The 25,810-nt window shown below is 41.4% G+C and carries 27 protein-coding genes; 11 read left to right on the top strand and 16 right to left on the bottom strand.

Features of this window, described 5'->3' with window-relative positions; all coding sequences use genetic code 11:
* Nucleotides 1-176: 176 nt before the first annotated feature.
* The 6 genes from AB4160_RS15730 to AB4160_RS15705 form a co-directional block, all read right to left on the bottom strand.
* Nucleotides 177-635 carry a hypothetical protein gene (locus AB4160_RS15730; protein ID WP_303458881.1) on the bottom strand — a complete coding sequence of 153 codons (459 nt, stop codon included), beginning with the start codon at nucleotides 633-635 and terminating at the stop codon, nucleotides 177-179.
* 31 nt (nucleotides 636-666) lie between these two features.
* Complete coding sequence (locus tag AB4160_RS15725) at nucleotides 667-1,617, bottom strand: D-2-hydroxyacid dehydrogenase (RefSeq protein WP_372005454.1); 951 nt, start codon at nucleotides 1,615-1,617, stop codon at nucleotides 667-669.
* Between the two features lie 14 nt (nucleotides 1,618-1,631).
* Nucleotides 1,632-2,246 (bottom strand): outer membrane beta-barrel protein, encoded by a 615-nt coding sequence (locus AB4160_RS15720; RefSeq protein ID WP_102475563.1) that lies wholly within the window; start codon nucleotides 2,244-2,246, stop codon nucleotides 1,632-1,634.
* Between the two features lie 59 nt (nucleotides 2,247-2,305).
* Nucleotides 2,306-3,082 carry a co-chaperone DjlA gene (gene djlA, locus AB4160_RS15715; RefSeq protein WP_076541194.1) on the bottom strand — a complete coding sequence of 259 codons (777 nt, stop codon included), beginning with the start codon at nucleotides 3,080-3,082 and terminating at the stop codon, nucleotides 2,306-2,308.
* A 107-nt stretch (nucleotides 3,083-3,189) separates the two neighbouring features.
* Entirely contained in the window at nucleotides 3,190-3,888 is a 699-nt protein-coding gene (murU, locus tag AB4160_RS15710) for an N-acetylmuramate alpha-1-phosphate uridylyltransferase MurU (RefSeq protein ID WP_102475564.1), read from the bottom strand.
* A gap of 58 nt (nucleotides 3,889-3,946) precedes the next feature.
* The gene (locus AB4160_RS15705; protein WP_198590507.1) at nucleotides 3,947-4,960 is read right to left on the bottom strand and encodes an aminoglycoside phosphotransferase family protein; all 1,014 of its coding nucleotides are present in this window, start codon (nucleotides 4,958-4,960) and stop codon (nucleotides 3,947-3,949) included.
* A 135-nt stretch (nucleotides 4,961-5,095) separates the two neighbouring features.
* On the opposite strand from AB4160_RS15705, the gene lptD reads away from it, so the two are divergent.
* The 7 genes from lptD (at nucleotide 5,096) to AB4160_RS15670 (ending at nucleotide 14,025) form a co-directional block, all read left to right on the top strand.
* The gene (gene lptD, locus AB4160_RS15700) at nucleotides 5,096-7,393 is read left to right on the top strand and encodes an LPS assembly protein LptD (RefSeq protein WP_102475565.1); all 2,298 of its coding nucleotides are present in this window, start codon (nucleotides 5,096-5,098) and stop codon (nucleotides 7,391-7,393) included.
* A 122-nt stretch (nucleotides 7,394-7,515) separates the two neighbouring features.
* Nucleotides 7,516-8,820, top strand: coding sequence for a peptidylprolyl isomerase SurA (gene surA / locus AB4160_RS15695; RefSeq protein WP_102438850.1), 1,305 nt, complete (start codon nucleotides 7,516-7,518; stop codon nucleotides 8,818-8,820).
* A 9-nt stretch (nucleotides 8,821-8,829) separates the two neighbouring features.
* Nucleotides 8,830-9,816 carry a 4-hydroxythreonine-4-phosphate dehydrogenase PdxA gene (pdxA, locus tag AB4160_RS15690; protein ID WP_102438852.1) on the top strand — a complete coding sequence of 329 codons (987 nt, stop codon included), beginning with the start codon at nucleotides 8,830-8,832 and terminating at the stop codon, nucleotides 9,814-9,816.
* 6 nt (nucleotides 9,817-9,822) lie between these two features.
* Nucleotides 9,823-10,629: a 16S rRNA (adenine(1518)-N(6)/adenine(1519)-N(6))-dimethyltransferase RsmA gene (gene rsmA, locus AB4160_RS15685; protein WP_076541204.1), complete on the top strand. Its 807-nt coding sequence runs from the start codon at nucleotides 9,823-9,825 to the stop codon at nucleotides 10,627-10,629.
* 50 nt (nucleotides 10,630-10,679) lie between these two features.
* Nucleotides 10,680-11,060 (top strand): Co2+/Mg2+ efflux protein ApaG, encoded by a 381-nt coding sequence (gene apaG / locus AB4160_RS15680; protein WP_102438854.1) that lies wholly within the window; start codon nucleotides 10,680-10,682, stop codon nucleotides 11,058-11,060.
* A gap of 4 nt (nucleotides 11,061-11,064) precedes the next feature.
* Nucleotides 11,065-11,883: a symmetrical bis(5'-nucleosyl)-tetraphosphatase gene (locus AB4160_RS15675; RefSeq protein ID WP_372005452.1), complete on the top strand. Its 819-nt coding sequence runs from the start codon at nucleotides 11,065-11,067 to the stop codon at nucleotides 11,881-11,883.
* A gap of 120 nt (nucleotides 11,884-12,003) precedes the next feature.
* Nucleotides 12,004-14,025, top strand: a complete 2,022-nt coding sequence (locus AB4160_RS15670; protein ID WP_102532203.1) for a methyl-accepting chemotaxis protein — start codon at nucleotides 12,004-12,006, stop codon at nucleotides 14,023-14,025.
* Between the two features lie 222 nt (nucleotides 14,026-14,247).
* Here the strand turns inward: AB4160_RS15670 and AB4160_RS15665 are convergent, their stop codons facing one another.
* From AB4160_RS15665 to rplU, 7 genes are all read right to left on the bottom strand, one after another.
* Nucleotides 14,248-14,640 carry a DUF3718 domain-containing protein gene (locus tag AB4160_RS15665; protein ID WP_102438859.1) on the bottom strand — a complete coding sequence of 131 codons (393 nt, stop codon included), beginning with the start codon at nucleotides 14,638-14,640 and terminating at the stop codon, nucleotides 14,248-14,250.
* 80 nt (nucleotides 14,641-14,720) lie between these two features.
* A complete protein-coding gene (folA, locus tag AB4160_RS15660; RefSeq protein WP_102475568.1) occupies nucleotides 14,721-15,203 on the bottom strand; it encodes a type 3 dihydrofolate reductase in 483 nt (160 codons plus the stop codon).
* Nucleotides 15,204-15,235: 32 nt separating this feature from the next.
* The gene (locus AB4160_RS15655) at nucleotides 15,236-15,703 is read right to left on the bottom strand and encodes a threonine/serine exporter family protein (RefSeq protein WP_102438863.1); all 468 of its coding nucleotides are present in this window, start codon (nucleotides 15,701-15,703) and stop codon (nucleotides 15,236-15,238) included.
* Nucleotides 15,700-16,464 carry a threonine/serine exporter ThrE family protein gene (locus AB4160_RS15650; RefSeq protein ID WP_102438865.1) on the bottom strand — a complete coding sequence of 255 codons (765 nt, stop codon included), beginning with the start codon at nucleotides 16,462-16,464 and terminating at the stop codon, nucleotides 15,700-15,702. Before AB4160_RS15650 ends, AB4160_RS15655 begins: the two co-directional genes overlap by 4 nt.
* A 14-nt stretch (nucleotides 16,465-16,478) precedes the next feature.
* Nucleotides 16,479-17,645: an Obg family GTPase CgtA gene (gene cgtA, locus AB4160_RS15645; RefSeq protein ID WP_076541219.1), complete on the bottom strand. Its 1,167-nt coding sequence runs from the start codon at nucleotides 17,643-17,645 to the stop codon at nucleotides 16,479-16,481.
* 262 nt (nucleotides 17,646-17,907) lie between these two features.
* Nucleotides 17,908-18,162, bottom strand: a complete 255-nt coding sequence (rpmA, locus tag AB4160_RS15640; protein ID WP_055024328.1) for a 50S ribosomal protein L27 — start codon at nucleotides 18,160-18,162, stop codon at nucleotides 17,908-17,910.
* A gap of 16 nt (nucleotides 18,163-18,178) precedes the next feature.
* Nucleotides 18,179-18,490, bottom strand: coding sequence for a 50S ribosomal protein L21 (gene rplU / locus AB4160_RS15635; protein WP_076541221.1), 312 nt, complete (start codon nucleotides 18,488-18,490; stop codon nucleotides 18,179-18,181).
* Nucleotides 18,491-18,770: 280 nt separating this feature from the next.
* Here rplU and ispB point away from each other — a divergent pair, with 280 nt between their 5' ends.
* Nucleotides 18,771-19,742 carry an octaprenyl diphosphate synthase gene (gene ispB, locus AB4160_RS15630; protein ID WP_102438869.1) on the top strand — a complete coding sequence of 324 codons (972 nt, stop codon included), beginning with the start codon at nucleotides 18,771-18,773 and terminating at the stop codon, nucleotides 19,740-19,742.
* 76 nt (nucleotides 19,743-19,818) lie between these two features.
* Here ispB and ung read toward each other — a convergent pair whose 3' ends face one another.
* Nucleotides 19,819-20,484: a uracil-DNA glycosylase gene (gene ung, locus AB4160_RS15625; RefSeq protein WP_372005449.1), complete on the bottom strand. Its 666-nt coding sequence runs from the start codon at nucleotides 20,482-20,484 to the stop codon at nucleotides 19,819-19,821.
* Between the two features lie 68 nt (nucleotides 20,485-20,552).
* On the opposite strand from ung, the gene AB4160_RS15620 reads away from it, so the two are divergent.
* Both AB4160_RS15620 and AB4160_RS15615 read left to right on the top strand, forming a co-directional pair.
* Nucleotides 20,553-21,098, top strand: coding sequence for a prepilin-type N-terminal cleavage/methylation domain-containing protein (locus AB4160_RS15620; RefSeq protein ID WP_102475570.1), 546 nt, complete (start codon nucleotides 20,553-20,555; stop codon nucleotides 21,096-21,098).
* Between the two features lie 119 nt (nucleotides 21,099-21,217).
* Nucleotides 21,218-21,550, top strand: a complete 333-nt coding sequence (locus AB4160_RS15615; RefSeq protein WP_303413759.1) for a DUF3144 domain-containing protein — start codon at nucleotides 21,218-21,220, stop codon at nucleotides 21,548-21,550.
* A gap of 70 nt (nucleotides 21,551-21,620) precedes the next feature.
* On the opposite strand, the gene AB4160_RS15610 is transcribed toward AB4160_RS15615, so the two are convergent.
* Entirely contained in the window at nucleotides 21,621-22,238 is a 618-nt protein-coding gene (locus AB4160_RS15610) for a LysE family translocator (RefSeq protein WP_102438877.1), read from the bottom strand.
* Between the two features lie 196 nt (nucleotides 22,239-22,434).
* Here AB4160_RS15610 and AB4160_RS15605 point away from each other — a divergent pair, with 196 nt between their 5' ends.
* A complete protein-coding gene (locus tag AB4160_RS15605; RefSeq protein WP_372005446.1) occupies nucleotides 22,435-22,965 on the top strand; it encodes a thioredoxin family protein in 531 nt (176 codons plus the stop codon).
* An 87-nt stretch (nucleotides 22,966-23,052) separates the two neighbouring features.
* Here AB4160_RS15605 and AB4160_RS15600 read toward each other — a convergent pair whose 3' ends face one another.
* Nucleotides 23,053-25,620 carry a TonB-dependent siderophore receptor gene (locus tag AB4160_RS15600; protein ID WP_102438881.1) on the bottom strand — a complete coding sequence of 856 codons (2,568 nt, stop codon included), beginning with the start codon at nucleotides 25,618-25,620 and terminating at the stop codon, nucleotides 23,053-23,055.
* Nucleotides 25,621-25,810 lie beyond the last annotated feature (190 nt).

Genomic DNA, 25,810 nt, shown 5'->3' with positions numbered 1-25,810 from the left:
TACACTATGATAACTCGCCTATTACCACGTCATAATTACGCTTTGTGACCTAGGTTAATGATTGCTCGCTGTAGACATAAACGCCTAACCTCAAGCACATAAAGTACTAAGGTTAGGCTTTTTATTGGATAAATTCGATGTGGTATTAACATCACCTTGAAGGGCTTATGAAGCAGTTAGCTGCTTTTTCTTTTAGGCAGTGCTCTACCTTGCAAATGAAATAACACTAAAATTAACATCCTTAATAAGGATTTAAGTTTACCAGCTTGCTCGAAACGCCCCGCTATCATCAACTTTTGCAAAACAAATATTTTACCGTAAACATTGGCAACCAGCTCATCAGAGCTTTTACCGATATATTTATCAAACTCAGGGTAATCAATAATGGCCTTGGCCAATAAGCTATTAGCAGTTAAACGATTAAAGTCATAACCTTGTATCATTGATTGCTTAAACACATCGACATCAATTCCTGCCACGATTTGATCAGCACTAAGACCCTGTTTTAGCCCTACAGCGATAAAATTGATATTGGCTTCAATTTCAAATAACAGCGCGCGTTGCTGGCCTTTATGCTTCTCAACCCGCGCATGCTCTTTTTCAAATACATCGTAAAGCGCTTTCCATAAACTCATATTGCACAAATATCCTTATTTGTTTTTCTGGCTAAGTAACCTGATTACATGGGCTGTTTTTTAAAAATTGCGCCACATTATCCACGGCAATATTTAACAGATTTTGCCTTGCCTCTGTTGTTGCCCAAGCGATGTGAGGGGTAATAATGGTATTTTTAGCCGCTAATAACGGGTTATCAGCCATTGGCGGCTCGCTTGAAAGCACATCAAGTGCAGCGCTAAGGCGGTTGTCATTTAACGCATCTGCCAATGCTACTTCATCCACTAAACCGCCTCGAGCGGTATTAACCAATAAAGCGTTAGGCTTAAACAACTCAAGACTTTGAGCATTGATCATTTTATCAGTGGCTTGATTAAGCGGACAATGCAACGACACGATATCTGACTGGCTTAATAACTTATTGAGCGTCTGCCATTGAACACCTGCAGGTAAATCCGTTTTGGGTGTCGATGTGTTAATTAACACATTCATATTAAATGCCAGCGCTAACCTTGCCACTTGTTGACCAATATCACCATAGCCAACAACCCCCATAGTTTTGCCTTTAAGCGATGCTAAAGGTGAAAGCGTAAAACAAAAGTCTCTTGATTGACTCCACTGACCTTTTTTTACTGCTTTATCATGTAAATCCACCTGCTGGGTATGTTGCAGTATTAAAGCAAATACCATTTGCGCCACAGCATCAGGGCCATAAGCAGGCACATTGGTTACAACTATCTGCTGCGCGCTAGCCGCTGCGATATCAACCACATTGGTACCTGTTGCCGTCACACCTATGTATTTAAGCTGTGGACATTGGCTTATCACCTCAGCATTGATTACCGCTTTATTGGTTAAAATTATATCGGCATCTTTGCTGCGGGAGATAATATCTGCCGCCATAGTGTGTTCATAAACGCTAAGCTCACCCAGCGCAGCTAACGATGACCAATCTAAATCACCCGGATTTAATGTATGGCCATCAAGTACAACAATTTTCATGTTCGGTCACCTAATTAAAATTTAACCTCTAAACCAATATTGCCCTGCCCTTGCCACATGATATCGGCAGAAATATTCCACACACATTCATTGGGGCCGCAGAAAAAGCTATTGTTTGAGTTAACGAATGTAGCGTAGCCTCTTACATCGGCAAATAAGGCCACTTGAGAGGTAATGTCATAGGCTACGCCGCCGCCAAATCCCATTGAAAAACGGGTTTCAGTTGAAAAGTCATTGCTCGGTCGCATGTGCGTGACACCGGCAGTGACGGTAACGTAAGGTTTAACGCGGCCATTGGGGAAAAATAAACTTCCACCGACATGGAAATAATCAACATCAAGATCAGTAAAGACATCCGCACTAAAAGCATTGCTTCTCAAATCAGTTTTTTGCGTGCTATACAGAAAGTAGATATTACCTGGGTCTTTGGTCGTGACTCCTGCCATAAAGCCATAATGCTCAGATTCGGTTATTTTTAGCTTATCTGTTTGCTGACTATTCAGATCGCCAATGTCAAATTCTGTACTGCCAAAACTATAACCGCCAAAAGGAGCAACAAACACCTCAGCTTGAACAGAGGTTGCTAACAACGCCAAACTTACTAGACTCACAGTCGCTTTATATTGCATAGAAAACTCCCTTTAACATCACTTCTTAATGATGATTATTGTGTTTACCACCCCTGCGCTTATTTCATTCCTCGAGATGTTTTAACTGTTTCATAAGCAGATTGAATGTCTTGAGCTTTACTTTTTGCCAGCTCCATCATTTCTTCTGGCAAACCTTTAGCGACCAGTTTATCTGGATGATGCTCATTCATGAGTTTTCGATAAGCACGTTTGATTTCTTGGTCGCTGGAAGACTCCTGCTTACCCAATAGTGAATAAGCGTCTTCAAGCTGCATGTGGCTGCCATTAGCCGTTTGATGATGGTGAAACTCTGCCTGCCAACGATTAAGTAGCGCATCCAAATGAGCTTGGCCTAAGCCTAACTCTTTGGCTATGGTTGATAAAATCTGCTTTTCTTTGCTATGTAATTCGCCATCAGACAGTGCGGTTTGAATTTGAATTTCAAGAAACATTTGTAATATTTCACGGCGACCTTGGGTCATCACTCGAAATTCGCGCAGGGTTTTGACTAAGTCGAAATTGGCATCGCGTCCATTTCTAAATGCTGTTTGCGCATCACGTCTTGCATCGCCAGTTAACTTCATTTGATCCATCAGCATAGTGGCAATACGAATATCCACATCCGTCACATGGCCAGAAGCTTTGGCAACATGGCCCATAACTGTAAAGGTTGTATTAAAAAACTCAGCTTGACGCTGATGCCCCTTACGCAGCATCTCGGCAAAACCACTGCGTTTATCGTACATATGCCCAAGCCAAAGCCCTAATAGGGCGCCGAAACCTTTACCAAACATGTAGCCGATAATAAAACCGAAAACCTTACCCCAAATACGCATTCATCTTCCTGTTGTTAATTTGTCTTACTGCTGAGCTCATCACTGTCTATGTCGACTGGTTATTTATGGCACATGTCGTCATGTGCTTACTGCGGCTTGCTTACAATTTACGTTTCTGCCGATATGGTGCCTGTTGCCAAGTAGTTTGTTAACAAGTCTAACCGCTCAATGGTACCTACATCACACCAGTAAGTACTGGTACGACTACCGATAATCTTTTTATCAGCCATTTTGTGACGTAATAATGGCCCTAAGGCTTGCTTACCTGCGCCAATGTCAGCAAACATTTTGGGATGATAAATCCCCATGCCTGAATAGGTTAGCTTATTGGCACCCGCTTGCGCTAATTGCGCTCCAATAATCGCAAAATCACCTTCTGGGTTATGCTGAGGATTATCAACTAACCATAAAAAAGCCTCTAATGCGGGTTCTGCTTTTAATTGTGCCATTGCCTGGGTGATATCAGGCAGTTCATCGATATATATATCGCCATTGATAACCAAAAAAGCTTCGTCACCTAATAGGCTTAGGGCTTGTTTAATACCGCCAGCAGTTTCTAAGGCGTTCTCTTCAGCACTATAGTTAATAGTGAGCCCCCACTGACTGCCATTGCCTAGCGCTTGTACTAATTTATGCCCTAACCAAGCATGGTTGATGACAACTTCTTTGATGCCAGCGGCGGCTAACTTTTCTAAATGGTAAACAATTAGCGGTTTACCCGCTGCTGCAACCAAAGGTTTGGGAAGTGAATCTGTAAGCGGTCGTAATCGCTCACCACGACCCGCAGCCAAAATCATGGCTTTCATATTTTAATGTCCATAAGGTTAAGCTTATCTGTGTATATTAACGGTAGCCGCACGAATATCATTGATCTGTCGCATCTGCAGTAAAATGCGTTAGCACCTTTTGTTGCAACCATTGACCAAAGTCTTGTAGCTCTGGGTATAAAGCGGCAATATCAACGATGTAACTAAGGGTAAGTGGAATATCCTTCAAATAACCGGCTTTGCCATCACGCAAATTCAGCCGTACAAAAATGCCGGCGGCTTTTATGTGGCGCTGCATTCCCATTAAATCAAACCAGCGCTGATATTGGCTAAAGCTTACACCATCATCAATTAATCCATGCTGAATACATAAATTAAAATGATCCATTTGAAGCTGATTAACCACAGCATCTGGCCATCTCACATAACAGTCTCGCAGTAATGACACCGCATCATAGGTAACAGGGCCAATCACCGCATCTTGAAAATCAATTAAGGCTAATTGTTGCTGATTTATGAGAATATTGCGGCAATGAAAATCACGGTGCATTCCGACACTAGGCTGCTCAATTGCATTGGCGGTTAACACCCCAAAAGCATTCTCGATAATGCCATGCTCATCTTCACTCAGGGTTAATTGCAAATGCTTCAATAACAGCCACTCGGTAAAAATGGCTAACTCTCGCTGCACAAAAGCGGCATCGTATTGCGGTAAATCCCCCTTAATGGTGGACTTAACCTGTGCCACTTGCGGCAATAACCCTAACGCTTGCTGATAAAAATCAATCACAGATTGGTCATTCAGGCGTGTTATGAGTTGCTCATCGCCTAAATCTGACTGCAATACAAAGCCGTTAATATCATCTTGTGCTATAACTTCAGGTACCTTTAATCCTGATTGTGCGTATGCAGCTGCTAGCTCAATAAAGGGCGCTATAGGTACCAGTTCAACAGGCGAATCAGAGACGATATACGTATTTGCTAAATGCTGAACGCGAAAATAACGACGAAAACTGGCATCACCACAAATGAGTGTTGGGGTGATATCTGTGTTGAAATGTTGACTTAACCACTTACTCAGTAAAATAAATCTTGTATCAGATAAACTCATCTCAATGGCTCTTATGTAAAAATTGCTTTATTATAGCCAACATAACATTTGGAAACAGCTAAAGATAAAATGTTAGCTGTGGCTCTTTTTTCAATTCATTTTGTCTAGACTAAGAATTCATAATCAATTATTAACATGCAGATCCGTTATTTCCTGGCATTAAGCCTGTTACCAAACCTAGTCTTGGCACAAGAGTCTCCTGAAATTGAAGAGGCTCAGCTTCAATGTGCAGTGCAGGCCCCCGTTTCACCGTCAATAAACGACCGTGATAGCATTAGCAATATTTCAGCTGAAGATATTGTCATTATTTCCGATCGCTCTGAAGCAGCCATGGGCGATAAAGCCCATTTTTCTGGTAATGTCAGTTTCAGCCAAGGTAGTCGCCATATCAGTGCTGACGAAGCCATCTTAGATCAAAAAAATGAACAATTAGATGCTAATGGCAATCTGATTTTCAGTGATGAGCAATTTACCGTAACCGCAGATTCATTAAATGCGCAAATGCTGACCAACAGCGCCACCCTTACTGGGGCTAAGTATTGGCTTAATGGCCAACAAATTAACGGCGATGCTCAGCAATTAAAAATTACCGAACAAAACAATTTAGAGCTCAGTAACACCAATTTCACCACCTGCCCCCCTGGCGATAACTCTTGGCGCCTTGAAGCCAAAGAAATACGCATCGACAGCAGTGAAGAATGGGGTGAGATCTGGGATGCTAAATTACGCATAGCCGATGTACCGATTATGTACATCCCCTATATGACCATTCCGGTTTCAGATAAAAGAAAGTCAGGCTTCTTATTTCCCAGTTTTAGCACCAGTACCACCAATGGCGTTGAAGTCAGTGTGCCTTATTATTGGAATATCGCCCCAGAATACGACTTAACCTTTACCCCAACCTATATGTCAGCCCGTGGGTTTTACAGTAAAACAGAATTTCGATACTTAGCCGGTGAACAACAAAATGGTCAATTCAACTTTGAATTCCTTGCTAATGACGACAAGTTAGATAATAGCCCTGACCGTTACCTGTACCATTGGCGCCATCAAGGCGCAATAAATGACAATTGGCGTGTACAAGCTAACTTTACAGATGTCTCAGACAATAACTATTTCAATGATCTCAGTTCTGATGTTAATCGATCAACGGATAATCAGCTTTCACGTATTGGTGAAATTAGCTACTTTGAACGAGATTGGAACCTCGGCATGCGGGTACAAGACATTAAAGTTCTCGGCGAAGAAGAGAGCCCTTATCAGGTTATGCCTCAGCTGAACTTTAACTATCAGACTAATGATTTTTGGAATGGGTTAGATTTTAAATTCAATTCTGAGCTAACCAATTTTCAACATACAGAAAATGACTATGCCACGGCGACACGTTTTCATATGGAGCCTAGTATAAGCTGGCCGATACAGGGGCCTGCAGGTTCTGTGACCAGTGAAGTTAAATTACTGCAAACCCAATACTGGCAAGACAACAATAACAGCAATGATGAACTGGATGACACGGTTAACCGAACCATTCCTCAAGTGCGAATTCACGGTCAAATTAATTTTGAACGTCAGTTAGCCATGCTTGGCAGTAATTACAAACAAACCTTAGAGCCACAATTTCAATATTTATATGTCGGCTACGAAGACCAATCTAATATTGGGATTTATGATACTGCCCAGTTACAAGAAGATTACTTTGGCTTATTTAGAGACCGCCGCTTTTCTGGTTTAGATAGAATTGCAGACACCAATCAAATAACCTTAGGGGTTACAACGCGCCTCTTTGATGAGTCCAATGTTGAAAAATTTAAATTCAGCATAGGTCAAATTGTGTTTATTGAAGATAGTAAAATAAATAGTTACAACGACATAGAAGCGGACGCATCAACCTCTGTGCTTGCCGCTGAAATCGATGCCAATATGTATCAAGATTGGTTTATTAGTGGTGCTGTGCAATTTGATACTGAAAACGGTGAGAATAAGAAAAGTGAAGTCACCTTAGATTTTAGGCCCAGTAATGACAAATTATTACAGTTTAGCTATCGCTATGTGCCTGATTTGCTTAACACCAACACTAATGACAGAGTGAACATATCTCAAATAGGCATGCGCACCTCATGGCCAATAAGTGATGATTTATATTTTGTCGGTAACTTTTATTACGACTTAAATGAATCAAGAAATATTGAAACCTATACCGGTGTCCAATACGAATCTTGCTGCTGGGCATTGCGCTTAAGTTACCATTACCGCATTAAAACTAATTACGATGATGATTTAAATCCAAGTTTAGATACCCGAGAAGAGTTTGAAAGTGGTGTATACCTTAACTTTATCATTAAAGGCTTAGGTGGTTCTGGCCCCCTAGGTGTCGAAGACATGCTTGATGACGGATTATTTAACTATCGTAAACCACTTTACTTGAGGAATTAGCCATCATTTGTGGTAGATTGCTGAACCTACTGGAAAACAAACAGTCCTAATAAAAGATAACAACACTGTATGTGGTATATATTCCACTGCAATTAAAACTAAAAGTGCCAAGGATTTCGTGGATGAAACACTGTAAGAAAATGATTTTTGCTTTATTTACTTTGGCAATGAGCCAAGTAACCATCGCGGCGCCAGTTCCCCTCGACCGCGTATCAGTACAAATTAATGAGGGTATTATTCTTGAAAGTGAAATCACTCATATGGTGGCGTCGGTAAAAGCCAATGCGCTAAAAGCAGGCCAAGGCTTACCGTCAGATAATGCACTTCGCACTCAAGTTATTGAACGTTTAATTTTGACTCACTTGCAATTACAAATGGCAGAACGTATTGGTCTATCTATTGGTGACCTACAGCTTGATCAAACCATTGAGAATATTGCTAAAGAGCAAAAGCTAACGGTTTCTCAAATGCAACAACAAATTGAAAGCGAAGGCATGAGCTATGCGCAATACCGTGAGCAATTACGTGAAGAAATCACCCTAGGTGAAATCCAACGTATTCAAGTTCAGCGTCGTATTCAAGTCTCACCTCAAGAGATCAGTAACTTAGTTAAAATGATCCAAGAGCAAGGTTTAAAAGATGTCGAGTTCCAAGTTGGACATATCTTAATTGAAGTGCCAAATAACCCAAGCAGTGAACAACTAGAAGCATCGAGCAAACGGGCGAATATCGTATTAGACCGCTTAAATGAAGGTGAAGATTTTCGCCGCACAGCTATCGCATCTTCATCAGGGCCTAAAGCGCTTGAAGGTGGTATCTGGGATTACATGAGCGTGAACGAAATGCCAACCTTGTTTGCTGAGGTAGTAACTGACGCTAAAACTGGTGATGTCATTGGCCCAATTAAAAGTGCCTCAGGTTTCCATATTATTAAAATCATGGACGCTCGCGGCCTGCAAACCAAAGAAATCAATGAAGTAAGATCACGACATATTCTGCTAAAACCATCACCGATCCTTTCAGAAGATCGTGCTAAAGCAATGCTAGAAAGCTTTTTAGCTCAAGTTCGTTCAGGCGAAGCTGATTTTGCAGCACTTGCCCGCCAATACTCTGAAGATCCAGGTTCTGGGGCAAAAGGTGGTGAATTAGGCTGGGCAGAACCGACTGTATATGTACCTGAGTTTGCTCAAACATTATCAAGCTTAGAAATTAATGAGTATAGTGAACCCTTTAGAACAACCCATGGATGGCACATCGTTCAACTTGAAGAAAAACGTAAAACTGATGCTACTGCTCAGTTTAATAGCAATCGTGCTCACCAGTTGATTTATCGTCGTAAGTTCAATGAAGAGCTACAAAACTGGTTAGATGAAATGCGTTCAGAAGCCTATATTGAAGTTTTTGAACCTGAGAGTACTCGAGGTTAAGCTAACTTAATGACAATACGTATTGCGATTACGCCGGGTGAGCCGGCGAGTATCGGCCCAGATCTTGTTATTAAACTTGCTCAGCAGCCATGGCCTGCTGAGTTAGTTGTTTGCGCCGACCCAGAATTATTAACTAGCCGAGCAAAAATGCTTGGCTTGCCGCTGACATTAAGACCTTACCAGCCAACGTTACCTGCTAAGGCTCAGGAAGCTGGCACCTTAACCATTGCGCCATTTACTCTTGCTGCAGAAGTTGAATGCGGCAAATTAAATGAGCTTAACAGTGAATATGTGGTCGACACCTTGCGTTATGCGGGTGAGAAAAACATGACCAATGAATTTGAAGCTGTGGTAACGGGCCCTGTTCATAAAGGTATTATTAATCAAGCGGGTATACCTTTTAGCGGCCATACTGAATTTTTTGCATTACAAGCAAATTGCCAAGATGTGGTAATGATGCTGGCAGCGCCAGGTCTGCAGGTGGCGTTAATGACCACCCACATTCCACTGGCTTATGTTGCAAAAGCCATTACACGCGAGCGTTTACATCATATAATACAAATCTTGCACAGTGAGTTAGTGCAAAAGTTTGGCATTACTTCACCTAAAATATTCGTCTGCGGCCTTAATCCGCATGCTGGTGAAGATGGACACTTAGGCCGAGAAGAGATTGATATCATGATCCCTGCTCTGAATGAACTTAGAGAGCAAGGTATTGATATTGTAGGTCCATTACCTGCAGATACTTTATTCCAGCCTAAATACTTACAAGAAGCAGATGTGGTTCTTGCTATGTATCACGACCAAGGACTTCCAGTACTTAAATCTTTAGGTTTTGGAAAATCGGTTAACATTACCTTAGGTCTTCCGTATATCAGAACCTCTGTCGATCATGGCACAGCTTTAGAGCTAGCCGGAACCGGTGAAGCTGATAGTGGTAGTTTTACCTGTGCATTAAATAAAGCCATTGAATTGGCCTCAAAAGTAAGTAGTTAAATTTTAATGAGCAATAAAGTACATTTAGGCCACACGGCCAGAAAACGTTTTGGACAAAACTTTTTAACTGATGAAAGTGTGATCAGTCGGATCGTGGGCGCCATCTCGCCAGATAATGACCATGTTATGGTTGAAATTGGCCCAGGCCTTGGCGCATTAACTGAACCTGTTGCTGAATCAGTTGATTGCTTAACTGTAGTCGAATTAGATAGAGACTTAGTCGAGCGTTTAGAAAACCACCCAGTATTAAAGCATAAGCTTAATATCAATCAGGGTGATGCACTGAACTTCGACTTTAGCCAGTTGCAACAAGACGGCAAAAAGATGAAAGTATTTGGTAATTTACCGTACAACATCTCAACGCCGTTAATGTTTCACTTATTTGAGTTCGCTGAAATAATTGAAACCATGCACTTTATGCTACAAAAAGAAGTGGTTTTGCGCCTTTCTGCAAGTCCAGGCACTAAAGCTTACGGCCGCCTAACTGTGATGGCGCAGTACTACTGTAAAGTGGTACCTGTACTTGAAGTGCCGCCACAAAGCTTTACTCCGGCGCCAAAGGTCGACTCTGCAGTGGTACGTTTGTTGCCATACGATGTAAAACCATTCCCGTGTAAAGATGTCACCGTTTTACGTCATCTATGTACCACAGCCTTTAATATGCGCCGTAAAACACTACGGAATAACTTAAAGCACATGATAACAGATGATGAGTTCAGCGCGCTGAACATTGATTCGACTCTTCGACCGGAGCAAATAACTGTCGAGCAGTATGTGGCACTTGCAAATTTAGTTTGCGATAAAAATCTATAATTCTAAGGGCACTTTTCATTGAAAGTGCCCTTTCGTTTTTAGGAAGTTTAATGTCCTCTGTAGCCCCCAAAATTAAAATAAAAGTTGAGACTAACTATTTAGAAGAGCAGTCATCAGCAGCAGAATCAAAATATTTATTCAGTTATACCATTACCATCATTAATCTGAGCGACATTGCAGTGACACTCAAAGATCGCCACTGGATTATTACTGACTCAAACGGTGAAAAAAGTGAAGTGCAAGGCCCTGGCGTGGTCGGAGAAACACCGACTATCGAACCTAATACAGCTTACCAATACTCAAGTGGCACAGTATTAGAAACACCCGTTGGCTTTATGGAAGGCTCATACGGCATGAGCAGCGCCCAAGGTGAAGCTTTTAAAGCTGCAATCCCAACATTTAGATTAGCCGTCCCAGGGATTCTACAATAATCCTATGGCACATTATTTTGTTGGCGATATACAAGGCTGTTTTGAAGAATTACAACTGATCCTCGCTAAAGTGGACTTTAACCCTTCAAAGGATGAACTATGGGCTGTCGGCGATTTAATCGCCAGAGGTAATGGCTCCTTACAAACTTTACGCTATTTAAAATCATTAGAGGCCAGTGCCAAAATAACTTTGGGTAATCACGACCTGCATCTATTAGCCCTTAACGGCAACATTAAAAGACCCAACCCCAAAGATAAGCTTGCTGAATTGCTAAGCGCTGATGATTTACCCGACTTAATTACTTGGATAAGAAAGCAACCCTTGGTGCAGACACTGCCCTCCCACAATATCATCATGAGCCATGCAGGCATTCCACCGCAGTGGGACTTAGCGACCTTACTCACAGAAGCTAATGCGGTGAGCCAAGCATTACAGCAAGATGATTATATCGATTCACTAATTGCAAAAATGTACACCGATGATGCAGAGCGCTGGGACAGTACAGCCATAGGCTTGCCAAGACTGCGATATTGCATCAATGCCCTAACGCGAATGCGCTATTTGTTTGCTGATGGCAGTTTAGACTTTAAATGTAAATCCCCCATTCAAGACAAACCACCACAACTCACGCCTTGGTTCGAATTCAACTCCCCGTTAAAACAAAGCCACACTTTGGTATTTGGTCATTGGGCGGCGTTAATGGGCGTGGTTAACCAACCTAATATGCAAGCACTGGATACAGGATGTTGCTGGGGAGAGCATTTAACCCTATGGCATTTAGAAACCAACGAAAAAATACAACAGCACAACATAAAATCATAAATAAATAATTAAACTTTCCAGTAACAAAGCCGATACAGTTATTGGATCTCCAATGATCATACAGCCCTGAGTGATCAAAGAGATAAATTCGGGATAAAATAATAACAGCCGGAGTATGCTATGAAAATTAATGTTGCCACCAGAGTGATTGGCGGTTTTACCGTTGTGACTCTCCTTTTGATAGTTTTAGGTGGCGTGTCTTTGCTCACCAACAATAGCATCAAGGACAGTACTAGCACCTTACAACAAGTTAGTTTGCCTGCCCTTACTGCTACCGGTGAATTAACGCAAAACTTAAGCGCCCAGCAAATTCACATTCTATTCGGTTACTACACTGATCAATCAGCTCAAATTCCAGCAGTCAAAAAAAATATAAACACTGAATCAGTGGAATTTAACAAAAAACTCAATAACTTGACTGGGTTAATTTCTGGTAGACAAGAGTTTTCCAGTAACCTTTCTCAGCTTAAAAACAGCTACCATAATTTTGAAAAAAATAGCGCTTTAATGCTAATAGAGCATGAAAATGCATTATTAAAACATGAACAACTATTACAACTTCGAGATAATTTAGAAGACAGCGCAGATGATGCATCATCGATTTTATTAGACCTGATAGATCTAGAGTTGAGTGAAGATACCACTAAACAAAGTATTGCAGCTGCAGCGGGAGTCGTTGATAGTAATTTCATCAATATTATTACCACCATTTATGATTTAGTTGCCGCTAAAGAAAACGCTAAATATGAAGTAATAGTGAATGAGCTAGAGTACATGCTCAACGATACCCGCACAAAGATTGAGCATATCAACTTACAAGGCCGCGGTATTATTAGCGATAGCACTCTTAATGATTTAAACGTAGAAAGTGATGCTGTATTTGCCCTAGTGACAGGTAATAACTCCATAGTTACCTTGAAAGGCCAGCAACTAAAGCATGATCAAACCGCTGCCGAAATGTTAGCTGCAACCGATAAAGACCGTTTAGACGTTAATGCTAGAATGAACGAGCTAGCTAATAAAATTGAAAACTTCACAGCTAAAATAAGTGACGATGCAATTAAAAATATCGATTCGGCTACTATCCAAACAATGCTGGTAGTTATTCTGGCCATTGTGGTGGCAATTATCGTCAGTTACGCCGTAGTGAAACCATTAACTCGCTCATTAGAAAAAGTAAACCAGGCGCTAAATATTCTTGCCTCTGGAGATTTAACTCATAAATTAGATGATACTGGTCACGATGAATTTGCCCTATTGGCTAAAAACTGTAACAGCCTAGTCGATAGCTTAAGTAATTTAATTGTCGGCATTTTAGACCGCTCGAATCAGTTGGCTGCTGCAGCAGAAGAAACGTCAGCAATAACCACCCAAACTACATCTGGTATTCAAGAGCAAAAAAATCAAGTGGATCAAGTGGCCACCGCAACTACTGAGCTAAGCTCTAGCGCCCAACAAGTTTCAATGAGCGCCGATCAAGCCCTTGAACAAATTAAGCAAGCCGATCAAGAAACTCAGCATATGCGCACACTTGCTGAAGAGAATAAAGTCACTATTCTTGCCTTAGCAGAAGAAGTCGCTAAAGCGGGCGTGGTGATCAATAAGGTCCATACTGATAGCGCATCAATCGGCTCTATTCTTGATGTAATTCGTGGTATTGCAGAGCAAACTAACTTACTGGCATTAAACGCTGCGATTGAAGCTGCCCGCGCGGGTGAGCAAGGCCGTGGTTTTGCTGTTGTCGCCGATGAAGTGCGCAGTCTTGCTTCTAGAACCCAAGAATCGACTAGCGAAATTCAGCAAATGATTGAAGTGTTACAACAAGGTGCACAACAAGCAGTGACGGTCATGGAATTAGGCCGCACACAAGCAACCAGCTGTGTCGATAAAACAGAACAAGCTAACTTGGCCTTAGAAACCATTAGTCAGTCAGTACATAAAGCTTACGACTCTGGTAATCACATTGCCCAAGCCGCTCAAGAGCAAAACTTGGTCAGTCAGCAAGTCTCTGAAATGCTAGAGCACATTGCTGCTATTTCAGAAGAAACCGCCATAGGCGCAGATCAAACAGCACAATCAAGTCAGCAAGTAGCAATGCTGTCTGAAGAGCTACAAAGCTCTGTGAAGGAATTTAAAGTTTAACGACTCACAGTATCTAAATGTAGAAAAGGCTCTTTAGAGCCTTTTTTATTGCCTTTAAAGCCTAATAGCGCCATGACTTAGCAATGATTTGCGGCAATAAAAACCATAAGCAACAAAAAACCGCCCTAAGGCGGTTTTGGCAGTCAAAGCTATCAACTTTATTTATGCATAAGATTATATTTGATAATTCACAATTGCTATCACCAAATTAATCAATGCGCTTTACTCACCACTATTAATGCGATCTTGAACTGCAGCAGTAATAGCACTACCACTATGGCCATTGCTATTAGCCCAATCAAGAATGCTTTTCCCGTCGGCTTCTGGTGAACTTAAATCACCAGCAGGAAGACGTTTAGCGATGTACTCACCCACTTCAAATGAATTTGCATTATAAGCGGTTCTTAATAAGCTTGCGCCATCACAAGAAACACCGGTATAGATATTACGTAATTTAACACGACTTTCTTTGAGTTTTTTACGTAGTCGATTTTTATCATTCGATTTAACGTAATCACAAATACTTGCCACAAGTTGATCGGTATCAGCGACTGCTGGGGTTGAAACTGAAGATGCTGCAATTAGGACGGCGACGGCCACAGGCATTAAACGCATCCGATACTCCTTTGTAGGTATTATTATTTTCAGCTTACCATCAAGGGTAAACCTCTATTCAGGGTAAAACAGCTTGTAATTTAACATTTTTTCACAAAAGTGTTAAAGCTATATTGCAATTGTGCTGCATTAACCTGATTAACCTTATCTTGTAACGTCCAGCTATCATCATCCCACTCGGGGAAAAAAGTATCGCCATCAACAGTTAGCTCAATGAAGGTTAGATATAATATATCGGCCAGCGGTAAAATTTCTTTATAGAGCTGCCCACCACCAATGACAACTAATTCATCACAATCTGTAACAAGTTGTTTAGCTTGCTCAAATGAACTCACACATGAAACGCCTTCAATGTGATAATCTGCTTGGCGGCTGATGACAATATTATGTCTACCTGGAAGCGGTCTACCAATAGATTCAAAGGTTTTACGCCCCATCACCACAGGCTTACCTAAGGTCATCGCCTTAAAATGCTTTAAATCTTCAGGTAAGTGCCAAGGCATTTTATTATCTTTACCAATGACACGATTATTGGCCATGGCGGCTATCATTGCGATGCGCATATAAAAATCCTTATTTGATGCTAAAACGGGGGTTAAATAATAGGTCTGGTTCGATAATACACTAATGAGGGCATTGCTAAGCCGACTGATAATGCCCCAAGAATGAATACGGTTTTCAGGCCATTAAGAATGACTATCGAAGTTAAATCACTGCTGACTTGCTCTTGAACACTCAGTTGTACCAAAGCTATCAAGGTATTGTATGCATAGGTACCCGGTACCATGGGTATGATAGCTGCAACAGCATACATTAGCGGCGGCGCGAGGTGACGCTTAGCAAAGCGTATCGTAATAATACCAACGATGGCTGCAGCTGCAAATGTCGCCCACTCTATGGGCATATCAAAATGCATAAGTAGGCTTCTTGAACTATGCCCTATGGCGCCAGCTACCGCACAAAAAGGTAAGTATCGCTTCGGAACATTAAACAACATCGCAAAGCCTAGCGCTGGTATTGCTGAAAAAAGTCCATCATGCAGCAATTCTAAAATAAGATTCATATAAACAAAATCCCACCCAATGCCATTGAAAGTGTAATCCCAATGACAGTAGCCAGTGTTAAGAGTGTCGCGTGGCCCCAGCGAGATATACCCACATTCATATGGCCTTTAACCATATCTGATATCGCATTAATTAACGGAAAACCGGGCACTAACATCAGCACACTGGCAGCCATTGGGGTTTTAGGGGTTGAGGTTAAATCAGTGATGAAGCCGATTTGGGCAATGATTGTGGTGATAAAAGCGGTAATGGCAAAGATAATGAGTGCATTAAAGTGCTTTTTGACTAATGATAATCGCACTGACATACCAATAGCTGAAGCACAGAATGTAATAAGACACGCGGTAATATCACCACCAAACAAGTGACAAAAACTCGCACAAGATAGCCCAATCATCGGGATCAAATATTTTGCCGGATAACTCTTAGGCTCAATGATCTCTAAGCGGCGTTTAACTTGTTTGGCATTGCACACTCCGCGCTCTGCCAAGAGGCAAATGCGTTGTACTTCACACACCACCTTCATATTGATGCCATGCTCTCGAATGCGTCGGGTTGTAGTTATACAGCGGCCATGGACTAAACTGGTCAGTACAAGGGAGTTGGAGGAAATTGAAAGTTCAACGCTGGCAAGACCCAGCGCTTTACCTAAGCGCTGACTGATCTCTTCAACAAGATCAGACTCAGCGCCATAGGCTAGAAGTAATTGTGCACTTCGTACAACAAGACGAGTGATATCATTTTGAGTTTCTGCGTACACTTGTCTCTCGACTATTAACGTTGGTAAATGATTTCCACATCGTAGTCATCGTCATCGAAGTCATCATCAAAGTCGTCGTCGTAATTTTCATTTACCGATTCAACGCTAGCTTCATGGTAGTTATCCCATTTAAACTCAACTTCATCATCTGGGCTAGTGCCTTCATCTTCAGGAGGAAGTGAATTGATGAAATCTAATAGTTTTAAGCTAATGTCTTTAGTGTTCGTTCGGTTGAATGCTGACATAGTGTAAATGTCACCCTTCCAATCCATTTCCTTAACAATGCGATCCATTCTTTCTGCAAGTTCATCTTCATGCAATAAATCGATTTTGTTAAAGACTAACCAACGTGGCTTAGCTGCAAGCTTTGGTGAATACTTTTCAAGTTCAGCCACAATTGAACGCGCAGATTCAACCGGATCACTGCCATCAATAGGATCGATATCGATGATGTGTAATAACACACGACAACGTTCCAAATGCTTCAAGAAACGAATACCAAGACCAGCACCATCTGAGGCACCTTCAATCAAGCCAGGAATATCGGCGATAACGAAGTTTTGCCCAGGTCGTGGACTTACCACACCAAGGTTTGGTACTAGTGTCGTAAACGGATAATCAGCAACTTTTGGTGTTGCACGAGATACCGCACGAATAAAGGTTGATTTACCTGCATTTGGTAAGCCCAATAGGCCGACATCAGCAAGTAACAATAATTCCAGTTTTAAGAAACGTACTTCACCAGGCGTACCTAATGTTTTCTGTCTCGGCGCACGGTTGGTACTGCTTTTAAAGCGCGTATTACCTAAACCGTGGAAACCACCTTTAGCCACAAGTAACTTTTGGCCATGGGTAGTCAAATCACCTAATAATTCTTCAGTATCGAAATCAACAGCACGCGTACCCACAGGTACTTTAAGCATTAAATCTTCACCGCCATGACCGGTACAATCACGGCCACGTCCATTTTTACCACGCTCAGCAATATGCGAGCTGACAAAACGGAAATCAATAAGCGTGTTCATGTTTTCATCTGCGACTAAAAATACACTACCACCATCACCGCCGTCACCACCATCAGGGCCGCCGTCTGGCACATATTTTTCACGTCTGAAGCTAACGCAGCCACTGCCACCGTCACCCGCTTCAACTCTGATTTTAGCCTCATCAATAAACTTCATACATACTCCTGACACCACTTAATGTGTCAATTATAACCTCAAAAGATTGAGATGTGCAGGGAAGCGTAGAAGATACAATCACCATAAATCGCTTACTGCAAAATAAATAATCAACGATGCAAAACATCGCAAATACCGCACGTAAATTTAATCCACTAATTTTTAATAAACTAAAGTCTAGCTAACTAAATCAACAATGAAGTAAAAAAACACAAAAGCCCCGCCAGAAGGCGGGGCTTTCAAAGACTGATTAGAGTCTAGATTAAGCTTCGATGCTAATAAACTTACGGTTATTAGGACCTTTTACTTGAAACTTAACTTTACCGTCTGTTAATGCAAACAAAGTATGGTCACGACCAATACCTACGTTTACACCAGCGTGGAATTTAGTACCACGTTGACGAACGATGATGTTACCAGCTACAACTGATTCACCACCAAAACGCTTAACACCAAGACGTTTACTTTCCGAATCGCGGCCGTTACGAGTAGAACCGCCAGCTTTTTTATGTGCCATGAGTTAGACTCCTAAATTATGCGCTGATCGCTGTGATTTTAACTTCAGTGAACCATTGACGATGGCCCATTTTCTTTTCGTGATGCTTACGACGATTGAACTTTTGAATAGTTACTTTCTCACCGCGACCGTGGCTAACCACTTCAGCAACAACTTTACCAGTTGCAACTAGAGGTGCACCAACGTGAACGTTCTCACCATCAGCAACCAATAATACTTGATCAAACTCTACAGTTTCACCAGTAGCAACTTCAATTTTTTCTAAACGAACTGTATGACCTTCAGCAACACGATGTTGCTTTCCGCCACTTTGAAAAACAGCGTACATAGCTATTTCACTCCAAATGGACTAACACTCCGGTTCATTGTTATGTTGATACCGGGTGCTAAAAACTTTTAATGACAATGGGCGCGGATTCTACGGCAAGATTTGTATTCTGGCAAGCGTTAAATTTGAATCAATAAAAAAAGCTCGGCTTAACTCCCACTATCTAAGAACAAAAGCTGCCTAAAGCATGAAAATTCGGTAAAATTTGTTAATATACAATTTGAACCTTATATAGTGGGCAATATAATTTTGTCCGGTAGCCTAATAACTAGAGACCATTATGGATTTAAACGCCATTCGTCAACTAGCTGATAACGACATGCAAGCCGTAAATCAGTTAATTTACAAACAACTTGAGTCTGATGTTGCATTAATAAACCAACTCGGTTTTTACATTATCAATGGCGGTGGTAAACGACTACGTCCATTGCTTTCAGTTTTAGCCGCTCGTGCTATCGACTATAAAGGTGAAGAACACCTAAAGTTAGCTGCCATTATAGAGTTTATTCATACGGCATCACTACTACATGATGATGTTGTTGATGAATCAACCTTACGACGTGGCCGTAAAACCGCTAATGCCCTTTTTGGCAATAGCGCTAGCGTGCTTGTTGGTGACTTCTTATACACTCGCTCATTCCAGATGATGACTGAGTTAGATAGCATGAAAGTACTGCGCGTACTGGCTGACACCACTAACATTCTTGCCGAAGGCGAGGTTTTACAATTAATGAATTGTAATGACCCTGAAACCACCGAAGAGAATTATATGCGAGTGATTTACTGCAAAACAGCTAAATTATTCGAAGCCGCGACCTTACTCACAGGTGTTATTGCAGATGTGAGCAAAGAGCAACAACACGCATTAGGTGAATACGGTAAATTTTTAGGTACCGCATTCCAACTAACCGATGACTTGCTTGATTACACTGCAGATGCTGATGAGCTAGGTAAAAATATTGGTGACGACTTAGCCGAAGGGAAACCTACCTTACCGCTAATCTATGCCATGGCACACGGTAATGATGAAGCTAAAGCGCTGATCAAAGACGCAATTGAAAATGGAGATGGCACCAAAGCTATCGACGAAATCGTCGCAGCCTTAAAAGATTCAGGTGCATTAGAGTACACCAAGCAAAAAGCCGATGAAGAAGCGGATAAAGCCATTGCGGCATTAGCGCCAATTGCTGATAGCGAATACAAAACCGCGCTTATCTCATTAGCTAAGATTTCAGTTCAGCGTAATAACTAAAAACCACTAAACTAAGCTGTTACTGAATATTAAAATGCACTTGATTGCTATCAAGTGCATTTTTTATTGCTAAGACCTACACTTGCCAATCAATTGGCGCACTATTTTTTGCCACTAATAATTGATTAATAATTGAAAAATGTTTGCAACCAAAGAACCCACGATAAGCCGATAACGGCGACGGGTGCGGCCCTGAAAGACTATGATGCTGAGGTGAGGTTATCCAGCGGCCTTTTTTTATCGCGTGAGCGCCCCACAGCACAAATATAATAGGTTCAATTTGTTGATTAAGGCATTGCATTACTTGGTCAGTAAAATGCTCCCAGCCCGCTTTTGAGTGCGAATGAGCCTTACTTTCTTCAACGGTTAATACCGTATTAAGCAATAACACCCCTTGTTTAGCCCAAGCCGTTAGGTTGCCATGTTCGGGAATGATAAAACCACTGATATCTTGCTTAAGCTCTTTGTAGATATTTACCAAAGAAGGCGGCGTTTTCACTCCAGCTTGTACCGAAAAACATAAACCGTGAGCTTGCCCTGCCCCATGATAAGGATCTTGCCCTAATACAACCACTTTTACCTGCTTCAATGGCGTTAGATCAAAAGCTGCAAAGGTCTCATTTTCTGGAGGGTATATCACCTTGCCTTGCTGGCGCTCTGTCGCTAAAAAATTCATTAATTCAAGATAATAGCCTTGCTGTTGTTGCTCATTAAACAGCTGCTGCCAATTCGCATATTTCATCTCATACCTACCTATAACCCCTAAACCAATCTACAATTATTTAACAACACATTACTAAAGATGCCTAAATGCAAATTGAAAAGCTCAAAATAACTCAAACTGGGTTTACGCTTATTGAACTGGTTGTCGTCATTATTATACTGGCTATTTTAGCCGTCATCGCTTTGCCTAAGTTTATCAACCTTCAACAAGATGCGCATGTGGCAAATGTAAAAGCCACTGGCGGCAGCTTCGCAACCGGTATCAGCCTCGCGCATATAAAATGGGCTGCGTTAGGCTATTCAGGCCCTGCTGATAATCTGCCAATATTTGAAAATGCCGGTACTGATGGCCAATTAGATATTAATGAGTGGGGATATCCAGCACAAAACTGGCCTCCGTTTGAGCCATCACCAAGGCTAAACAACGTCGCTGATTGTATATCGGTATGGGAAACCGTACTACAAGATGCCCCCAGTGTTTCCACCACTGCCGATGAAAACGTATCAGATTACCAAGCCACCTATATAAATCCTGATCAATGTCGCTATTTTTATAACTCTCTAACGACTTTATCTATTTACTATGACTCTCGAAATGGTCAAGTGATCACTGACTCTGACCCAGACAGTTAAAATGACGTTATTGCTTAATAATTGGATCGAATCCGCAAACTCAATGGTTTTTTACCTGAATTTAAGTTTTAAAGTGGGTAAACTAATTGCAATTAAACCAGTACTAAAAAGTGGAAAATATGTCAGAAGAAAAAACTGAAACAACAATGTACCAAATTGCTGATCAATTTATCGCGCTAGCAAACCAACTTAGCCAGCAAGAAAACGATATTGGCAAAGTCGGTACTGCCCTTCGCTTTGCTGCAGCACGTTACAATGCATTTGAAGCTGCAATTAAGTCTTCAAATTTAGAAGCTGAAAAAGATAATGCCTTAGAGTGGTTTTCTGAGGAGTTCAAAGGAATGTTAAGTGAAAACTTAAATGACCATATAAAGAACCCACCAGGAAGCCAGCAGGCATCAGAAGAGGACGTTGTAGAGAAAGACGATTCAGTACAAGTATTTAAGAACTAACAACTGCTTTCACCAAAAAAAGCCATCGCAAGATGGCTTTTTTGTTCTCTCTATCTGTAATAAATACTATTTAAAATAGATTTATCAACACCCGAACTGCCAGCAAGATAAGTACCACACCCGATAACTTATCAATCAATGCCGCTTTGTTTCGTAACCGATTTAAGATCGGCCCATGGGATAACACCACGGCAATAAGGGTGTACCAAAGCCCATCAACAACCAAGGGCGTTAGCACAATAACGGTTTGACCTGCCATGGTTTCAGCTGCAAGCACAAACTGACTAAATAATGCTAAAAAGAATAATAAAATCTTTGGGTTAAATAATGATATCGCTAAACCGTCTCTTGCAGCCTCAAGTAAAGATGCTGGCACTCCTGCTTGTAGCTTTTGCTCCATACCACCTTTAGAGTTTAGTGCTTGAAACCCCATCCAGGCCAAATAAAGCGCCCCCAGAATCGCAATACCGTTAAACACAATTGGCGACTTTTCTAGCACCACTGCAAGCCCTAATAAGGTCACCAAAGCATAAACACCAATACCTATTGAATGTGCCCAGGCACAAACAACACCATGTAATCGCCCACCAGATAAAGTATGTTTTAACACCATAGCTAAACTAGGACCTGGAGACATGGCTCCTAAACAACAGATAGCTAATAGACCTAACCACGTACTAAACGCCATTTTGTTTCCCAAATCATTAATGAGTGAATATTCTTACAATTAAATACAGATGATTATATTCATTTAATTATCTGCAGTTTAATAAAGGCGTAACGTTACCATGAATGACCACTGACAACATGGGTTTAACCTCAAATTAAGTAAAACTTGATATAGTCGCCTATATCTTCTGCATAATTAACTGAGAACACATCCTATGGCCTTATTGCTGCCAATATTACTTGGATTACTACTAACCGGTATCGGTTTACTGATTATCCTAAAAATAAAAGGGAATAATATTCCTACTGCGATCATCGTGTTACTTAGTTTTATGACCTTATGTTTTGGCGGGGTGTATGCTTTTTTACACAAAGATGAAGATTACAATGCTTATAAACGCTTGCAGTGGCAAACGCTTAACCCAAGCCAAATAGCGCCTTTAGTTGAGCAAGGCTATACTGTATTTGTGGATGTATACGCGGACTGGTGCTTGCCTTGTCGAACCAACCAAGCCAATGTCACCCATAGAGAAAAAGTCGTTAATGTACTTACTGCAGATAATATCATTTTAATGCAAGGCAATTGGACTGAACCTAATGCACTTATCGAAACCTATGTAACCAATGAAGGCGGCATGGGTACGCCATTCAATAAAGTTTACGGCCCTAAGTACCCACAAGGGGTTAAGCTGCCAACAGTGCTCACCATTGAATCATTGTTTGATACTTTAGATGCGGTTAACTGATTCGATTAGTGTTTAGCAAGTTCAACTCAATAAATTTATCGCAAAAAAAAGACTGCAGATGCAGTCTTTCTTGTTCAAGTTAAACGCTTAAAAGCTGTAAGTTAACTTACCGTAGTAGAAGCCACCGTTATAATCGAATGGACCACTTTCATAGTAAACTGCACCTAGAGCACCTAAAGTACCGTCTTTAAGCTTTTGAGCTTCTTGGTCGAAGATATTATTCGCACCCACTGAAATAGTTAATGCATCAACTACCGTATAACTCACTTCAAGGTCAACAGTGAAAGCAGAATCTGCCGTTTCAGAACCCCAATCAGACGTATCATCAGCATGGGTTGCATAGTATTCACCAAAGTAATTACCACGTAACGATACGTTTAAATCGTCCCAGGTTTGATTCCACGTTAAGGTCGCACGATGAGCAGGAATACCATCTTCTAAACGACGCACTTTACCTTCGTCAGTAGTATCTGGATCAAACTTATCAACATTTGTATCCGTCCAGCCATAGGCAAGACTGAACATTGAGTCACCAGACATCAGCTCTGTTTCATACGAACCCACAATATCAATACCTTGAGTTGTAGTATCAAAGTCATTGGTATAATAAGTAACCGCCGAAATTAACTCAGGAAACTCTACTCCCGCCGCTCTTAACGCATCATAATCATCCGCTTGTACTTCAATTTGACTTGACTGCGCCAGACGACCTGTCACTTCAATATTGTAGTAATCAACCGTTAAGAAAAAGTCTTCATACTCAAATACCGTACCTAACGCATAGCTGATGGATTCTTCCGGTTCTAAAACTTCACCACCATAAAATGCCGCTAATGGATCCGTTGGTGGAGCAATAAATGTCTGGATCAAATCACCGTTTACAATCGAGGTTTGAGTGTTAACCACATTCTCTTGACCGACTGTTGGCGCTCTAAACCCAGTGCTGTGTGAGCCACGAATTGACAAGTAATCATTCACTGAATATTGGGTTGAAATCTTATAATTTAAGGTATCGCCGAAAGTAGAAAAGTCCTCATAACGCAGCGCTAAACCCAATAACCAATCATCAGTTAAATACGCTTCAACATCGGCATAAATACCAATATTGGTTCGAGAGTTTTTACCCGCAGCTTCAGGACCAAAACCTTTAAAGCCATGGGAACCAATATTGAAACCTTGATCTGCGTATGGGCCAGCTAACCAAGAAGCTTCTTCACCTTGAGTAATTTCAAATGACTCTTCACGCCACTCAAAACCCGTTGCAAAGCTAATATCTTCAATTGAGCCAATGGTGAAATAACGCGAGAAGTCGAGGTTGACTGTGGTTTCAACTTGCTCGTAAGCACCGGTATCAAAATCAGTTTGAGTATCTTCAGGGTTAGCCGCTAAACCTAAAGAAGGGTTAAGCGAGTTCCTTAAGCTAAAACTTGCTTTGTTGGCACCGGTACCTGCACTGGCATCATAAGCCCACTCACCAAATTCGCCTTCAAAACCTAAGAAGAAAGACATATCTTCAATGGTCCCAGCAAATTGAGGGGTATAACCACCTGGGCGCACTTGGTTCATTGAGAAACAGTTAGGATCTGCAACCATTGCTGCATATTCAGGGGTATCAAGTACATTAGGTACATTTGCAGGCACAACATCACATGTTGATGGATCGCCATTTACTGCCCCCACTAGCAAGGTTTCGCCGCCATCAAGGGAGTAAACATTGCCACGGTTATGGGGGTTACGGTAATAGAAGCCACCCACAGCATCTCTTGACGATACGTTACCAAATGCATAAAGGCTGTGCTTGTCATTAAAGTCAAAGCCAAGATTCGCAAATACAGTGTAATCATCTTTAATTTCTGGGTTACCCCATATTTGGGCAGGATCATTAACGAATGTGTTTCCTCCCGCAATTAAACCCGCAGCATCAGGGCGCTGTACACTGCGACTGGTTGCATCAGCAGTTTTGTATTGCGCACTAATATTAACGAAGCCAGCATCTGTTAACGGCAATCCGATGTTGCCATCCACGGTTGTCGTTGCACCATCGCCTTCATAATATTCACCGTGAGAAACAGAGACAGAGCCACCTTCAGCGCTATCTTTTAATTGGAAGTTCATTACACCTGCAATGGCATCAGAACCATATTGCGCCGCGGCGCCATCACGCAGCACTTCAACTTGCTTTAACGCAATACTTGGAATCACCGAAATGTCAGGCCCTTGAGCACCATCATTTATGCCACCTCCTTGGAATGCAATGACAGACGCACGATGACGTCGCTTACCATTAACAAGGATTAAAGTACTGTCTGAAGGCAATCCACGTAAATTGACTGGGCGTACAAGGGTTGCAGCATCACTAATCGGCTGAGCGCGCGAGTTAAATGATGGTACTGAGGTGACCAACATATCAATCATGTCGGTAGAGCCATTCTTCCTTAAATCATCAGCGCTAATGATATCGATAGGTACAGGGGACTCACCCACTGAACGAGGTGCAGCGCGGCTACCTACAACAGCAATTTTTTCTACATTGTCTGCAACTTCTTCCGCAGCTGCGACTTGAGTAGACATGACTGAACCAGTCAATGCTACTGTAATTGCGAGGCTTAATGAGCTAAAGCCAAACTTGGTTGTTTTCTTTAGATTGGTCATCATGTGGTCTCTTTATTTATTATATTTTTGCTTGTGACTCATTTTTATTCATAAACATATGATTAAAAATCGTCTCTCCCAAAATGAAATACATCATCTCGGTTACATTTCTATAACAAATGCAAGCTAATTGCGAACAATTTCGATTACCTCTCAAAATAATCTACGCATTTCGAGGTAATAACAGAGTAAA

This window comes from Shewanella sp. 10N.286.51.B8 (assembly GCF_041469325.1).
GTDB lineage: Bacteria > Pseudomonadota > Gammaproteobacteria > Enterobacterales > Shewanellaceae > Shewanella.
The sequence above is the reverse complement of the archived record's forward strand: the minus strand, read 5'-3'. Positions and strand labels throughout refer to the sequence as shown.